The 17,704-nt window shown below is 38.5% G+C and carries 10 protein-coding genes; all 10 read right to left on the bottom strand.

The genetic code is table 11. The features are described from left to right. Positions 1-89: 89 nt before the first annotated feature. The 10 genes from terL to DM558_RS02170 all read right to left on the bottom strand — a co-directional run bounded on the left by terL (position 90) and on the right by DM558_RS02170 (position 17,666). Positions 90-1,700: a phage terminase large subunit gene (gene terL, locus DM558_RS02215; RefSeq protein ID WP_127161858.1), complete on the bottom strand. Its 1,611-nt coding sequence runs from the start codon at positions 1,698-1,700 to the stop codon at positions 90-92. Between the two features lie 271 nt (positions 1,701-1,971). Beyond that, the gene (locus DM558_RS02210) at positions 1,972-2,304 is read right to left on the bottom strand and encodes a hypothetical protein (RefSeq protein ID WP_127161857.1); all 333 of its coding nucleotides are present in this window, start codon (positions 2,302-2,304) and stop codon (positions 1,972-1,974) included. A 15-nt stretch (positions 2,305-2,319) separates the two neighbouring features. After that, positions 2,320-6,552 carry a MuF-C-terminal domain-containing protein gene (locus DM558_RS02205; RefSeq protein WP_127161856.1) on the bottom strand — a complete coding sequence of 1,411 codons (4,233 nt, stop codon included), beginning with the start codon at positions 6,550-6,552 and terminating at the stop codon, positions 2,320-2,322. After that, positions 6,545-8,548 (bottom strand): hypothetical protein, encoded by a 2,004-nt coding sequence (locus DM558_RS02200; RefSeq protein ID WP_127161855.1) that lies wholly within the window; start codon positions 8,546-8,548, stop codon positions 6,545-6,547. Before DM558_RS02200 ends, DM558_RS02205 begins: the two co-directional genes overlap by 8 nt. Position 8,549: 1 nt before the next feature. Continuing rightward, a complete protein-coding gene (locus DM558_RS02195) occupies positions 8,550-9,155 on the bottom strand; it encodes a hypothetical protein (protein ID WP_127161854.1) in 606 nt (201 codons plus the stop codon). Between the two features lie 2 nt (positions 9,156-9,157). Next, entirely contained in the window at positions 9,158-9,610 is a 453-nt protein-coding gene (locus tag DM558_RS02190) for a GNAT family N-acetyltransferase (protein WP_127161853.1), read from the bottom strand. Next, a complete protein-coding gene (locus tag DM558_RS15575; protein ID WP_164731222.1) occupies positions 9,603-11,744 on the bottom strand; it encodes a hypothetical protein in 2,142 nt (713 codons plus the stop codon). The genes DM558_RS02190 and DM558_RS15575 overlap by 8 nt, the downstream gene beginning before the upstream one ends. Beyond that, positions 11,737-12,315, bottom strand: coding sequence for a hypothetical protein (locus DM558_RS02180; RefSeq protein WP_127161852.1), 579 nt, complete (start codon positions 12,313-12,315; stop codon positions 11,737-11,739). The genes DM558_RS15575 and DM558_RS02180 overlap by 8 nt, the downstream gene beginning before the upstream one ends. A gap of 65 nt (positions 12,316-12,380) precedes the next feature. Next, complete coding sequence (locus tag DM558_RS02175) at positions 12,381-13,280, bottom strand: phage capsid protein (RefSeq protein ID WP_177412499.1); 900 nt, start codon at positions 13,278-13,280, stop codon at positions 12,381-12,383. 540 nt (positions 13,281-13,820) lie between these two features. Then, positions 13,821-17,666 (bottom strand): SIR2 family NAD-dependent protein deacylase, encoded by a 3,846-nt coding sequence (locus tag DM558_RS02170; RefSeq protein WP_127161851.1) that lies wholly within the window; start codon positions 17,664-17,666, stop codon positions 13,821-13,823. Positions 17,667-17,704 lie beyond the last annotated feature (38 nt).

Raw genomic sequence — 17,704 nt, 5'->3', positions numbered from 1 at the left:
CGCAATCATTGGCGCTAGTAATGTTGTTAAAAAAATATACCTGCTAACTTGCGGAGAGTTATCAATATCTCCAGTAGATCTAACTTAACTCAATACACCGATTGAACTTCTATATTAGCATTAGGTAATCGCCATTGATTATTAGCTGGCTTAGTCAGTTCTACCCTTATAGCAATACGTACTGGCGTTTGTAAAATAGCGCCAGCAATACTATCCAAATAATCATCTTTTTGATAAGTTAATTCAGGATTAAAATTTTGCATTTGCTCAATAGCCGGCGAATTAAAAACAGACTCATGCGCCCACAAGAAACCTGATAATAGTGGTGGCTCTAATGCATCTAAAATACGTTTTTGTTTATTGGTGGATACATGCTGCTCACGCACAGCACATCCTGTTCCACTGAGTGCTTTACGTAAGATTGGCGGCACAAAGCCCCCAGCACCATTAGTTTCAACGACTACGCAAGGGATATGGTATTTAACTACCCAGTCTTTAACTTGCTTAACTTGTCCACCAACTACATTACTTGCTTGATCAAACTCCACCAAATCGCCTAACATAGCTGTTGCAAGCTGCCAGTAGAGTTTCCCTTGCGCATCGGTTAATACCAGACTCAGTGCTGAAGCATCCGCCTTAACTTTACCTAAAGCACAATCCCAGTAAGCAATCGCTCCGACAATTTGAGTATTATTTAACCACAAAGTAACCGTATCATTGGCTTTTCGTAGTACTGGATAATCTTTATATACCCTTAAACGACTTGGTTCTAAACGTGTATCTGTAATAGGTTTAGCATGAAGTTGATATTGAGAGTCCCACTTATTGACCGTTTCTGTTTCACGGCGACGCTTTTCTAACTCATCAAGCGTAAATCGTTCAGGCCAAGCCATACCTGCATAGCAATCAATCAGTACTTTAGGAGGGGTATTAAAAATCAGTGTATTGCCTTGTAATTGATAGTCTTTATTAATCTGCAATACTTTAGCTCCCCGCCCTATTCCATAAAAAACATACTCAGGTTTAAATGGTAAGGCATAGCGTTTTTTAGTAGCCGTTCCAATACGGTACTCTTGTTCAAACATACGGATCGTTAAGCAGTCAGCCCCTTTGTTAGCTAATCGATCATACAAGCTATCAAAAGTATGAGGAGTTCCAATAAATAATTTACGTCCCCTAGGGACAAGAATATGGGTTTGCTCGTCTAAGCGTTCACGCATTTTTTCTCGTGCTTCTGGTGTTTGCGTATTATTAGGAACTTCCACATCATCATTTTGACATTCATCAGCGCGTGCAGAAGTTACGTTAGATAAGATCCCCTTAGCATACAAACTAGCATTACGACTATCACTGGCTTCTTTTACCCACCACTGCCCTACACTGCCTTGCAAAGGTATTAAGTCTTTTGTCAGAGGATGATGACGTAGAATATATTGTGTATCACGGCTCGTTTTATAAGCAGTGCCATCAGTTTCTGATTGATGAAGTATCCGATACTGTGGATTTTGATAAAACCGCCATGCATTATAAATAGCTAAAATACTGCTTTTACCAAACCCACGAAAACATCGCAATACCGCCACATCACCTGCATTCTCCAACCAATGGCATGCTTTCACATGCACCAACGGCACTTGCCAGTTCTGTCGCCTCGCCCAGACCAAAAAAAAACTTAAGAAAGAAACCTTTTTTACACCCATAAATACCTCTTACAAAACGGCTAACACACAATAGCTTCCAAAAGGATCAGCATAGTTTGAAAATATTGAGTTATTGGAACATCACAATAATTAGCCATTCACTTTATAACGTTGCTTGACAAATACCTGCACAATGCTTAGCCTTTTATAAAGAACCTATACTGGGGAAATGTTCCACGGGCAATTGTAGCCTGTCTGATCGTACCCAGTTAGGTTCTTCTTATTTCTCTTGGCTACCACGACACATCCATCTTACAGACCTTAACAACTATCAATCAGCCCGATCAATACCGATTTGAGTCAATAAACTATCAGCCTCTTGTTCTATGGCGATTAAATCCAGTTGCTCATGTCCTTCTTGAATATTTTTGGCGACCTTGTTAGATTCAGAATGTTGAACAATTAGCTTATCTATTTTCTCCCATAATGCTATGGCGCTCGCAGCCTGACGGCGGCACCAAGCCGCCTCATCTTTTTCTTGCTTGGTTAAATCTTTAGCTGGCTTACCATAAGCCACCCAGTTTTCAGGATTAGTATCAAATACCATCGCCTCAAATAACTTATTACGCAAAGCTTGTAGTTTTTTTAGTTGTATTACATTCATGATTCTACCTAAAAGCTAATCGCCAACGCCTGTATTCATTTGCTGTTTAATATATCCATTCTCTATGTTCCTTTTGCAATTATTCTTTAATTCAAGCGCCCTTATATACAAAACATGGTTTAACAACTCTCGCTGTTTAGCCTCCATTGCCAACCTTGTATTTTTCTTTTTAATCGCATCATAGGCCTCTTGGTTAGCACTACGGCCAGCAACTAAATATAAGTCGGGATTAATATCTTCTATTGTCTTTCGTAATAAAACCTGCTCAGCCATATTGTTTAAATATTCATCATTTAACATTACATCATATATAGATTTTATATTATCACCTTCTAGCTGCGACTTTTCAAAAGCTGAACCCTCTCGCGAAAGAGCGATTATCTCTTGCTTTAAAATGTTTGCTTTATCCTCATTCTCTAATAAAGTTATAGCTTTTTCCGTAATTGAACCATCATTTAATGTATCGCCATATTTTTTAGCCATGCGAGCTTGTATTTCAAGATTAATCAACATATGTTTATTAGGTGCTTTTTGCAAAGCCGATACCATCTCAGCCGCCGATGAGAAACCAAAAACATCGGCCAAAGACTCTGGGCTAACACCATCGCGGTTAGAGGTCAAAGATTTTAATTGACGAACCACTTGCTCCCCAAATTGGTCTTTTAAAAGTTGACGATCAATTTTATAACTTTTACTCTTTTTACCATCCAATAAAATACCCTTTTCTAAATAATCTAATACTTGATAAACAGGCTCTTTATTAATTTCTTTACTGACCTCATCACGAATATTATTTTGCTTCTCCTGCCAATCTTTCGTTGCAATACGCTTTTGCTCAAGCACTAAGCGCTTAAATAATTTTTCTTTGGCCCTACTCTCTATTGCTGAATAATTCTTTTTATACTGTGCATATTCTTTTGCACTCATATTAGCTTCAAGTGGATTATCAAATAAAGGCCTAGTCGAAGATTTAGCAGACTCAATCGCCTTATCAGAAGCTAGCATACGATCAAAAACTTGTCGTACATCATCAGACAATGGCACATTTAAATTTCTAACATCTCGATAAATCTCGATAAGCCATCCTTTAAAACGTTCGAAAGCACCTTTTAATTCTGGACTAGGTGCTTTTCCTGTCATCAAATAGGCTTCAAATCCTCGAGCAAACTGTTCATGTTGTTTACGCGTAAAACCTTTTGTTTCATCAACTTTTAACCATTGGTGAATAACAGCTAAATCTGTCTTTAACTCATGCTTCGCCTCTGGCATATTAGCAATATCTGTTAAACTATGTAAAAAGAAATGCCCTGTTTCATGTAGGAATGTTGATAAATTAGCCGTGCTACTAACATTAATTCTTACATTACCATCGTTATCAATCTCAATGAAACCGTTTGTGTTTCCATCTTTTCTTTGCTCATATTTGACAATATCAGAGGGGCTTAGTACACTCTTATCAGAGCCTCTTCTTGGTGAACCATCCACGGGCAATTGGAGCCCGTCTGATCGTACCAAGTTTTGGCTCTCTTCGTTTCTACTGTAGAGTAATCGGTCATTTTTAACTTCTCGTTTAACAAAACCATCGATACTATCTTTACCATACACACTGGCTATTTTATTAATTTGTATATTACGTTTTTCTGCATAATCTAAATGAATCGCCGCAATAACAGAGCGATTACTTCCGTCAACTGCATCAATCAATACAACTATCGAGTTTTCCTCTGTGTTAGACTTAAATACGGCAACAGGGTCACTTAGCAACTCGGGTAAATTCTTAATCGTATCCATTGAGACATCATGCTTAGCGCCATTAGTAGCTTTTCTAACAACATCACGGGTTATTTTCAATGTTAACTTTGGTGCACCCACTGCCTGTAAAACAGCGGGTGTATTACCTAAGTCGAGTGTAATATCACGAGAAACTAATGAATTAACTGCATTATCGAGCATTGCTCGATAATGTTCTGCTTGATCAGAATGAGGCTTAAATAAATCTTCTATTTTCCCCGTTTGAGCATATCGCGTATGCGTTGTATCAAGGTTCTCTAAATTATCTTTTGTGATGGCTAATTTATATTTAGTATATAATGCGGTCGCGTCAACATCCGTATGTTTTGCCATTTTCTCAAAAAATGATTGATACAATAATGCCTTATGCTCGGCATTAGCTTCTTTTTCACCAATATTAATAAGTTGTTGTCGTACATCTTTAAATACGTCACTTTGTTGGGTTTTATCATGTAATGCTGCAAGTTTTTGATTAAGTTCTTCAAAAATTTGGGGAAGTTCTGATGTTTGTTTATCATTAAAGGCTGATAATTCATTATCTGTCATACTTCTAGGGCTTTCACTAATATCTTGGCTAAATCCCTTACCATGTCCAGCTGCAACAATATCTACTAAATAATTATCTAGCGGAATTTTTAGCGTTGTCCCTAAGTCCATTGCCTCTTGTAAACTATTAATATCACCTGTTAATTCTTTTGCTTTAAGAAATGGGTCAATACCTTTACTTTCAAAGTACTCAGTAAATTTATTTGCTGAAACATAAACATCCTTAATAGCACTATCTGTATCCTGAACAATCTCTCCAATAAATGATCTCATAAAATCAGGATCCCTTTTGACTAAAGGATCATTAACCATACTATCCTCAAGGATTTTGATATTTTTTTTATTTTCAGCCACTTCAGAATTAAATTTTTTTATAGTTGGAAAGTGATCCATTCCAGAACCTGCAACCGCAGTCATATTACCTACAAGAAAATTAGCCAATAAAGCCCCTTTAGAAATATTCTCATCAACAGAAGTAGCCGCAACATAACTACCAAGAGTATTAATTCCTATACCGACCTGAGTTTTTGATACTCCGTTAACTACTTTAGCTAAACGCCCTTTACCCCCAACTATTTTATCTGGCAACATACCGGATGCTGCCCCAAAAGCCGCCTCAATCGAAGTTTTTTTATTCGCCACATTTATCGCTTTGTTAATATCTCTGTGACTACCATCCCATGCTTGTACTAAATTAGCACCGTAGTTAGTAGAAGAAGATAATGCGCCTACTGCCGAATTTTGCGCCAATTTAGTAAGTACCTTTTGAGACAACGTACTCAAAATGGTCTTTTTAAGTCCTATCTCCAATGGCTTTGTAACAATTTTTCCAGCAGGACCTCCCGCAAGCATCGTCGGTAACTCTTGCATTATTGACGTCCAAATAAGACCTGGATTATTTGATAAATACTTAATAGCGGCATTGAAACCTTTACTATCATAAATATTCCCTACATTATTAGCCCGCATATCATGATGCCAACTCTCGCGATCCTGTGCATATTCCAACAGACTCATGCCCCTAGCCTCTTTCCTCATCTCAGAAGCTGTAAGTGCCAAATCCTTATGTTCTCTAGGTAAGAAATTACCAATTAATCGAGTAGCTGCCTCATCTACTGTATTTAAACCATAAGTATAAACTCCCCTAATTAAGGTATTAGTTTTACCAACACCATATCCAAAATTATCAAATGAGGATGTTGAGTGCAGTTTTTCATTGTTAGATAAAGAATCATAAACAGTTTGTCTTCTAATACGATCTTCTATTAATTGCATATTAACAATACTATCAGAGGCAATAGCCGCTTTACTTGGTTCCCTTAAATAACGAGAAACCACAGGTGTTTTCGAAAAGCTAATCCCCCCCTCCTTTAGCTTAACACTTTCATCAATCCATCTTGTCTCATCAGCACTCATACCATACAGCACAGAAGGCTTAACATTTAAAACTTTAGCGTTATGCAATAACTTTACATACTCATCAGGTAGCATCATTTTTTGCATGGCACCTATTGAGGTTAAATCCATGCTAAGTGTATCTAAATTTTCTCCTATCTGATCTCTTCTTTCAGAAGACTTTTTCTTAATTAAAGATTCTTCATCAGCAGACAAAGGGATATTCCCCCAACTACCATTACCAAAATTCTCTGCTCTAAGCTGTAGTCTTTGTTCAGCTTTTTTTTCTCGCGCGGCTCTTTCTTCATCAGAAACAAGAGGAGTATTATTCTGTCTAAGACGTGACTCTTCATCCTGTTTACGAATAATTGCCAATATTTGTTTACGTTTACGCTTTTCCTGCTCTTTATGAACATCTTTAGCTATAAATAGATAAGGATTTTCACTCTGATTATCTTGAGAACCTTCTTCTGTCAGTTCTTTTTCTTCAACTTCTGATAAGTTCTGATCAGTCATTTCCCACCTTCCTACTGTATAACTCAATAATATTATCTTCTGTATCAGATAGCCCTTGAATTTTTAAAGCATCTTTTATTCTACGCAATTCTTTCTGAGGGATATTACTTACGGAGGCTACTCTTGCTACTTTACGTTCATCTTTCGTCATTTGATAATAAGGTTTTTGGGTATCGAACCAAGCTCCTTCATCTAAGCGCATCCAAACAAACTGCTTATCCGTAATATCTAAAATTTCTTTTGGAGAGGCTACACGCCCATTCTTCTTTTCAAAACTCTCAACATCATCCACAATAGACGCATTTAAAATATTGAGATTTTTTTCATTGATAAAACCTGCCGCTTTAATCCTAGAATTAATTAGAGTACTGGTTTTAATTACACCATCACGTCTAGCTGGATCATTTTTTATATTCTCTTGCAGATCAATCAATTCTTTTAATTGATCTTTTGGAATCTTACCAAAATAATCTTTTACTAAATCAATAGGTTTTCCAGCCATAACCCGCCCCCTAGCCTCTTGATATGTCTGAAAGTCTAATTGTGTGGGTGGTGTCTTCTCCAATAATTGTTTACGATCCTCTTCAGTTAATGCACACAATTGACTAGCATCTACTTTATTAATCGGCTCTCCTTTCACATATAACTGATTCCAAATCGCTTGATGATTTTCCTGATACTTTTCCTTAAGAGCTTGTTGCTTTTCTAGCATAAAGCTTTTGATTGAAGCTTTAGCAATCCGTTTTTGATCATCATTCAAATTTTTATTACGATCAATAAGCGCTAAAGTACTATCGATATCAAGTTCATCCTCTTTTTGTTGGCTAATTTTTAACGCCGTTTGCTTTAGTTTTTCATCAGGCATTTTATTAATAAAGTCGGCTTCGGATAACTGCCCTTTGCTTGGGTTTCCAAACTCTTTAAGCCAACTGTTCATTTGCTCATGGCCTACCTGTATTGAAATAGCGGCCATTGCGGGTGAACCATAACGATCTAATGCTTGGTTAAAAAAAGTTTGTTTTAATTGCTCAGTATATTGCGGATTATTATTAAACTGTTGTTGATCGAACTTAACACCCATTTGATTTGCAATATACTTGGCTGTTTCAGTGTCCTCCTTTGCCGTATCGCCTTGTGTCTTACGCAACAAACTATACGCATTCACAGCAGATAAATTACCTGTTTTCTCAACCTGTTGATTCATTCCATCAACTAAAGTATTCGCATAGGATCGCCCCACGTTTACATCAATGGATGCATTAATCTGCTTAAGGTAATCACTTTTAATCAACGAAGTTAAGTAATTCGTCTCAGGATTATCTTCAAGCAACATCGCTCTCAACGTTTTTAACTGATCAATACTACCGGTATCATTTGCATCTTTTATCCCCCCTGAAATATAGGACGACTGAAGTCTCTGATAATTCGCTTCCTTTTGAAGACTCCAATCAAACCCAAACCCAAACTCACCAGTTTTTTGAAAATCTTCATTATTTTCTAAAGTCTGTATTGCCCCGCTGGCTGAAACTTTACCGCTATATGCCAACTCGCCTACCTTTTCCACTGTCCTAGCAACTGTAGCACCTGCTCGTGCCGCACCTGCATTTTTAATTAGCAGAGAAATCCCTAATTTATTGTTATAAGACAATTTTTTTTGATCTAACAAATACTGCTTTTGGCTATTCCTATCCAAGCCATCAAAATTAGGCGGTTTAATAGCATCCTCCAGCTTTTGATACGTTGGGGCTATCTCCTTATCCGTAATTTTTCCTGCTGCCAAAAGTTCTGCCACTTGGCTACTGGCCGTATCCAATCCTACTTGATAATCAAACAGCTCATTATTTGCATCCAATAATGCACTGGTTTTCAATTCATTATAAAAGCCGTCTACTGCTCCTTTCATAAGAGCTAAGCCATCACTACTTTGGCCTTGTATATTGGTTGACTTTAACTGGGCAGAACGATTACCAAAACTATCACCACTAGGAATTTGCATCTTATTCTCCTCCCACACCAGCATCAGTTGAACCACTGCCACCTTCACTATAGGTTTTAAGCCATTTGCCCGCGGCACCAAACCCTAGCCCAGCCGCATCAAATAACGAACCACTGCTTTTCCATAAAGCTGACTTAAAATCACTACTACCATTGATCTTATAGGCTTTAGCCTGCGCCAAACTGCGCTTATAAGCATCTTGCCCGTCATAAATAGCCATTAACGCGTCTTCTTCAGCACGTCGACGGATATCTTTCTCAATAAGCCCGGCAGTTCCCTCACCAACCACCACACCAGAACCAGCTGCTGCAGAAACAGCTTGTCCTTGAACAGTACTGGCTGCTTTACGAATTTTATCAGCCTCAAGATAAGCACCTTTCAACTGTGCCAAACCATCAGCCTTAGCTTGTTTTGCCTGATACTTAGACCACGCCTTCTTTTGCGAAGCCTCACCAAAGCCAGCCAAAAGACTTCCCGCTATCCCAACCAAAGGCAAACCTTGTCCAAGAAAACTGGCCGCGACTCCCAAATAGCCTGCAGCTTTTTGAGTACCCGTCTGGGCATTAGCTCCCTGTTGGCCTTGTGTATTTTGTATGTTTCCTGCCATCTCTATAACCTCTTCTCAAAAAAGATACCGCCATCCTCATAACCCAAGAAGTGATATAAACGACGACATCCTTCCACATTAATATTTGTTGTAATTCCCACATGCAAACTAATAGCGCCTTTAGACTTAGCCCATGCCTCAAATGCTTTAAACAATGCAATAGCCGCCCAACCATTACGTTTAGAAGGAACGACGTAAACAGAGTAATCAAATCCTAATAAATCATCTGAAAACCACTCATCCATTACGCCACCCAAAAAATAACCGATAACCTCATCATCATCCTCTGCAACAAACGCATTGTCTGAATCGCTTTCCACCATCAAAGCAACCATTTTGGCTGCTTTCTCTGTACAAAAACCTTTATGTGCATAAGAAGAATTTTGTTGAAGTGCCTCCCCCAAGCTCACAATAGCTTCAACATCAGACAAACCGGCCTCGCGCACACTAATCATTAACCGATACCTTCTTAATCACCGCTAACAAATAAAAAGGCAACGGCTGATCCTGCTCGATCGTAATCGTATTATTCCAACCCAAAGCCTCGATTTTATAATCGCCCGAAAAACTGGGCGCAGGCTGATCCAAAACTCTCTCACCCAACTGACGAAACGGCAACAGATCACCATTGACAGAACAGCCCGTAGTCGTCATAAACCGAAGCACCACCTCACCCACACGCTTATTACTACCCTGTATTGTTCCTGTAGCCCCTTGCAACTCCACGTCCAACGTCTCAACCGTAGTTTTATAAGGCAAACCAATCACCACGTTTTTTGCATCACGCTCAATCGTAACACTACCGCCAACCACTTGCCGCTTCTGCATCACAGAACCATCTGCCAACACATCCACTGTTTTACCTTCTAAATGGTCCAATCCTCTAAAAACACGTTTGGCCTGCTCACCTTCAAAAATTTTGGTCGAATGGCTATAAACATCTCGATTAAAACGCTCAAGATAACGAACAGACTCCCCATTAACCTCACGCTTAACGACCACCCACACCTCATCAGCCACACCATTAGGAATAGTTGCAACTGACTCATACTCACCATCGGTATACTGTCTCGCCCATGCCAACACTTCCTGTGCAGCATTAACCGTCAACGTCGCCAACTGCCCATCGGCGCGCACCATCCACAGAACTGACTCGGGCTCTTGCTGATACGCCATATCCACAATACCGCCCTCAGTAATATGCTCTGATAAAATAGACGCATCTGTTGCCACCATTGAATCGCTCGAAGCGTCATACACCATCGAACGTAGCTTACGACCAGAACGTTGCATAAAAAACAACTCATTCCCAACCCGAATAGGCTTCACATGATTACAGCCATAAGCCGAATGATTTTTAATTTGAATATTCGTCGGCGTAATCGCACTCTTTGATGCTGAACCCGACATCGAAAACTCCCCCCCATACGTCAATACCACGGGGTTATCCAACTGCGTTAAATGCGCAATCGGATTAATTTGATCAGAAGAAATCGTAAAACTTGCCGCGTCATCATCATCCGTTGACAACTCAAAATTCAAATACTCTGCTGTTTTACTCATCCAAATTGTTTGCGGCTTCTCAACATTCCCACCACAAAATAAACGCTGATTATGAAGCGTCACCGATGATGGATACCCATAATCGCCACTCCACACCACTGACTCCAAACTCCATGCATTCGCAGGTACTTTAGCCGTTGCCGAAAGCACCGTCTTAATCTCTGCCACAACAGAACGCGCATTAGTAAACCTCGTAATTAGACAAAGTCCCTTATTCAAACGAACATACTTACCTACATCCTCAACGCGCCAGCCTTCGGCATCCAAAGTTAACGTCACCTCCTGCCCGATGGGTTCTTTCAAATTACAAGTACATTTTGTTTGTGGGCTACTTTCTAACTGCCAACTTTTTCCCTTAATCACATTACTGCTAAAAGCCGACTTAATCTTCACCTTAACCGAGCGACGACTTACAAAAGCCGTAATCTCCGCCAAACCAGCGCCACAAATAATATTGCGACCAACATCCGCCGCTAAAAAGAAATCAGCTGCCAAATTAGCCACATCCTCATTGGCTGTATTCTTCTCAAGGGTTAAAGCAATATCAGGATAATTCCCTACCTCATCAAAAGGTTTAACAATAAAAGGCGCCTCAGCCAACAACCAACTCTCATCAGATAAACGACGTAAACGATGAATAGGCAATGCTTGATGCGCCAAAAACATCGTATCCGCACCCTGCACATAATTAATAAACGGCAACATCGACTCAGAATAAGGCGACTCCAACTCCGCCACCTGCTTTGTATTCTTAAACACCCGAATATACTTATCGCCAAACTCGACCATATACGACTGATCGCGATTAAACACATAAGGGATCAAGCGCACCTTCTTATCACTAAACTTCGTCGGCTGAACAAACTCCGTACCCCAGGTACGCATAATGCCACCCTGCACAGCGACCAACGCATTCTCCAACCGCTTAGCCCCGTTCTGATACCGTGCGACATCCACCCGCCCCATTAACCGAGGCGACAACTCACCCGCCGTAAAATTTGTTTGAATCAAAGAAACCTTAGCCATTTAAGCGCCCCTCTAACAAACTGGACTGCCCAAATGTCTCCGCAGGGTACTCCAAACCATTCAACGCCTTCGCTGTTTTTAACGCCGCTTGAAACTCCTGATAACGATACTGCGCCATTGAAGTCGACTGCGTAATCGCATACGCCATCTTCGCCGCCATTGAAAGCTCCAACAAATCAACCAACACCGCGTCATAAGTAGAAACATCCGTATTCTGAAAAACATAACGCAACTTAAGAGAGGAACGATTCGCCAAAATACAACGCTGCTCCACCAAATACTCCACATCCTCATTCGCCTCACCCACCGACAACACACGAATATAATCCGCAGGCAACGTAAAGCGATAACTAAAACCATACTCAGGCTTATCCTTATCTGCCGAAAGCACCACCCGCTTAACCGCACAACTCCAAGGGTGCTCACGCAACAACGCATCGCGTGCGCCGGGGTACAAATTAGCCGCCAAACGCGCTCGATCATTATTCTCAGTAAAATTATTAATAGTTTGCGCGCCCAACATCAAAAGCGCATTAGAACACACCGAAACACTCGAATTAGCTGTCGACATCTGCTAGCTCTCCTCACAAAACCGCAGCAGAAAAAATATCCCTGCCGCGGCTAACCTAAAAAATGCTACTCAGCAAACTCAATAGCAACCACTTTCTTCTCATTCGCACGACCTGCGCCATAAGAAGACATAACAGAAATTTGAATGGCATTATTCTTATCACGACGAACGCCCACATCCGTCTTATAATCATTACCCGCACCAAAATGCGCGCCACTTGAACACCAAGCCACGGTAGTATGCACACCCGCCTTGTTATCCAACGCCTCATAAGGTACCCAATTAAAGCCAAGCCAATTTGTTGCTATTGCACCATCTTGCAACATCTCCACCTTCAAGAAGTCTGCACTGGTTAACGTCGTATCATTCAAGATTGTTTCGAGCATATCCGCGTTATAAGCGATATAAAGCTTCTCACCCATCTTTTCATCGCACTCATTCTTGCGAAATAAGGCTTTAGCTTTAATAATTTTCGCCTTAGTAATACCCGCGCCACCAGCCAAAATACGCTGAGCAGCAGGCAAAGCGACATCACTGTAAGCACCATCTTGCGAAGTTTTACGTTTGATTGCATCCATTAACCCCCGATAAATCACCTTATCCTTCAAACGATTATTCGCCGCCACCAAGTTAGCCATATAAGCCCCTTGAGGGTCAGCCAACAACTTAGGTAAATCACGTGGCTCAATCGGAACATGCAACCCATAATCCGCCATCGTGACTAAACGAGAACCCGATTCAGGCACACTCCACTTAGTATCCTCAAAACGGCCAGTGACCTGCTCCATCTCGATGGACGCCATATCATTAACCGTAAAAGAAAATCCCTGAATCTTGCCGCGGTTATACACTGCTTGTACAAAGCGCGACTCTTTTTGTTGTGATTCAATATCAAACGCATCATGAAACTGCTGCGCAAAAGCGGCAGTAATCATGCCGTTATTTGTAGTAAAATCCTGTGACATATTAAAATAACCTTAAAAATAAAAATTACCTCATTGTGGTTATCTACTTAAAAAAATAGGCCACCAAAACATGACCGATTCGGCTAACGGCCAAGGGCAACACGGTTATCCAGTAGCCATACTGGGCCGTAAGGTTATTTTGCAGGGGGTGCAGGGTTGGAAACCTGACTAAGTGAAGAAAAACTGCAGGCGAGCCTTTTCAAAAAAAAGACTTCCTCCTTATTTAATAATGATCGGAGGACCAATGGATAATAGGCGGATAGAAAATTACATTTAATCCGTTAATCAACAATACGTTAAAGGAAAAAATTATTAATGTTTTTTTTAAATATTTCTTTACCTAACCTCCACTATCTTTTTAAGAAAACACCTCTTTATACTGCTTTATCCTATTACACACTCTCTACTGTTTCCTATGTGCTTAAGTTTATAAGGGTTGTAAACCTAGCTAGATTAAAAAGAATTAAGATGAAACGTTAATTACACGAATAGGACTATGGCTAGCAGTGATAATAACAAACTACTAGCCAAATAATTAATTTAAATATACTCTTCTAAAAAACGCAATTTTGGTAAAGGATCCTCTTTGGCTTTTGTAAGCCAATCATCAATAATTTGTTCCTTATTTTTTATTTTATGCCTTTTCATTACATAGGCTAATTTTGCGCAATAAAATCGCACATTAACAATTTCATCTTCATCACCATCAGGATAATAATACTTACGCTGAATATAGTCAGTTTCATCTATTAAGCATTGCAACCCTAATAGAACCTTTTTTAAAGATCGCTCATCCAGCCAATCAGCATGCTTTTCAACAATAGTAGTAATCGTTTGAAGTGCTATTGGCAAAGCAAAATACTTGCGTAATGCTATGCTACTTACCAATGTATCCACTAACCAATCTAATTTCTTTTCTTTCGGAAAGGTAATCCAATGATAAAGCCTATTAGTGATTTTTTGTATTTCTGTAGGATCATTGAGTGTAATTATTTTATTAACTAAAAATTTTTCTACTTTAATTAAAAATTCATCATTATTGGTCATTAATGCAATTGAGAAATCAGAAAATAAAAAATGAATATCAAACTTTTTAATCTGTTCTTTCATTGTGTTAAACCAGTGATTTTTTTGAACACTTTCGTTCAGCAACTCTTCTCCAGACTGTTGATCGAACATTAACGCTACAATATAATCGATTAACTCGAAACGAATTTTAATTTTCCCTATAAAATCAATAGTAAAACTATCTCTTTGCTCTTCAACTAATGTTTGGCAAATTACTGATGCCTCATTATCCCACCAGTGTTTTATCTGATTAAAAACCTTCTCTAACTCTATTGACGACCACCTAATCTCTAACAATGACCTTTGAATATCTACAAGCCACTCATTTTCATTACCGCTAAAATGGATGCGGTTATCAATAACATATCCTCTTAATTTCTGAGAGAGCAACCACTTTTTTAAACGTAATTGTATATCTAGATTATCTTTATCCCACTGGTAAGCCACCCAACCTTGCATACCTTCTAACAAAGGCCACTCATCATTTCCTTCCCTAAAAATACTATCGGCTAATTCTTGTTGCTGTTTTTCAGGCATAAGCTTCAAGTTTTTAATATTATACAAACGAGACCATACACAACTCATAGGGTTTATATAATCATCTTGAGTTAAGAAGTTTCCAATCCATTGATCTGTATTTCCTATTGACTCATCAATAATCTCCTGCGCACCATTCGACTTATTTTTTATCTTCTCTTTAACTATCTCTATCAGCTCATCAACTTTATTAATTAACGCCCGAATAGGTTTAATATTTTCTGGAATATTTTTGGGCAAAATATCAGGAATAAACAATAACCAATTATTTAAATTCACTTGCCCATGTCTATTTAATCGATCTATGGGAGGGCAGACAGGCAAGCAAAAAACTCGCTGTAGCAATACAATTTTTTTCTGCATCGAAACACTGTCAATACAACTCTTCAGTGCTTTTGAAAAGGCAGCCCATTCAAGCCCACAGCGCCATAATTTATCAGCGCTATGCCAACTTATTAACTTTTCTGCAAACTTACAAATAATATCTTCATCAATTATACAAGCAACAAATCGCTCAAATAAGCCCAATAGTAATTTTAAATCGCTTGATTGAACGTTATGCTTATTAACATTGATATTATTGAATTTATTAAAATTATCAGACCTATTAAAATATACCTCTACAATATCACTAATTCGTCCTATAAAATTATCACATAATCTCTGCAGGGTAGTTTGCTTAATTGACGCAACCTGATAAGCTGAAAACCAACCTGTTGTATAGCGCTCTTTAGACTCCGTATAAGCATTTAAAACCTCACTAGCCCTAATACGTAAAAGAATATTGACTATTCTAGGTATAGAATCATTAAACTGCATCCACCATGCCGCAACAATATAACTTTTTTTATCATAGGAATTATTACTTATTATGGGAGTAAGCCCACATCGTTCGGCTAAAGTTAACCATGCAAAAGCTGCGCGTATTTTATGCTGTCTATCTTCATGATTTAAATCAGCAATAATCTTCTCATACTCCCCTATGGAATCATATCCACAGTTCGCCAACTGAAATAATCTCTGTTCAATTTCTATTTCTTCTCTTTCATGTTCCTCATCATCATTACCACTAAAATCATTGTATTTAGCTAAATAAAGGTTATTTATAATAAGGCAAGCCCATGCTTCGCTTGAGATATAACGCATATTTCTACTGTCTATTCTGCTTAATAAGCGTATTTTTTGCAACCCTTCTATACAAATAGCAATAGCTTTACTTAATTTTTCACCTAACTCACTTAACAGAGCACCTTTCTTGACATATATAAAGCCGTCATCACTTTTAGGCTGCCAATTACTCAATAACTCATAAGCTTTTTCTTTATATCCCTCATAAAGATTAAATAATGCTTCCTCATATACACATTCATCGCATAAAGAGGGGTCACCTCTCGCATATAGATTATCTTTGATAAGTTTTTTTATTTTTTCAAAACTCTCTCTTTTAGATTCCTCACGGCACCAACGCAAAAGAGCTAAAGCCAAATAACACCAATATTTATGAAATTTTTTAGAGGTATCTGCTTGAAGATCTTTTAGAATCTTATTTTTTTCTTTATCTATTTCACTTTTAAATCTTTCGATATCGGTTGAAACAGTTTGCTCTAATAGCTTCAAACACACTTCTGCATAACCATCATATAATGGGAGTAACAAAATATCATAACACCATGCATGTTCTGAAAAAATGATAACGCCAAGAATAGGGTCATTTTCTACTAAATCATCCAATACATCATCTGAATACCAATATTTTGGGACTTTATATCTTAACTGTAATTTTTCTCGCTCCGCTCGAGGGGCAATCAACCAATGCGGATATTTTTCATGCACTTTTATAACGGCAATACAAACATTTATTAAATTTTTTTTCTTTTCATCTATATTCTTAGCATATCCCTCATTAATTACGAGCTCAAGTTCCCATAAGTCATTAACATTGTATGGGGCTGGCTTTATCTTTTTAAGAAACTCAGCATATTTTCCTGCATAATCATTTTTACTACCTTCTAATACAGGTAAAGTTACAATCGTAATACCTCTAGTTTCTAGAAGTTTTTGTTGAGCAACACTTGGCTGTTTATCAGTGATAAAATAAATAGGAAGTTTATGTTTTTTAAGCATATCCTTCACCCAACCGATCCAATTCAAAAAGTTAGGATCATCTCCAGAAAAACCAACTAAGCAAAGTATATTTTCAAAAAGAACCTGCCTAACCAAGTTAACAAAAGGTGCAAACTCAGTATCATATTTACGAAAATCCTCCTCAGTAAAAATAAAAGGACGATGACTAGGAAAAGAACCATTTAACTTAACAATACGACGTCTTTTTAACATTTTCGAGCGAGGAATATCTTCCCTAGTAGCCACAGTATAATGAGGGGGATTTACAATTTGAGTAGCGGCCCTCTCTAATAGCGTATCATAATTCGTGGTCAGTATTTCAGTCCAAGGAAGCTCTAATAACTTTTTGTGCAAGTCACTAGGATAAACGCTATCATCTGGTATTAAATTTTTAAGAATAGTATCCAACTCAGAGCGTCCAAATATTTCCTCAAATTGCTGGCCTATCTGCATAGCTCTAGACATCAAAGTCTCTGCGGGCTCATTATTATCTGGCTCTAATCTATCGTGCATCACTTTAACAATATTTTTCCAAAGTGCTAATTTTTCACCATTCCCTGCATTAAGGCTAAATCCGGCACCTACCATCACCGCCGCATTACCATCCTCTAATGCTTTTTTAATAGCTTGATAATACATCTCATTATTAGTAGGCATCTTACTTATCCTCAAGACTTAAAAAACAATATAAGTTA

The sequence above is a fragment of the Entomomonas moraniae genome (assembly GCF_003991975.1).
GTDB classification, from domain to species: domain Bacteria; phylum Pseudomonadota; class Gammaproteobacteria; order Pseudomonadales; family Pseudomonadaceae; genus Entomomonas; species Entomomonas moraniae.
The sequence above is the reverse complement of the archived record's forward strand: the minus strand, read 5'-3'. Positions and strand labels throughout refer to the sequence as shown.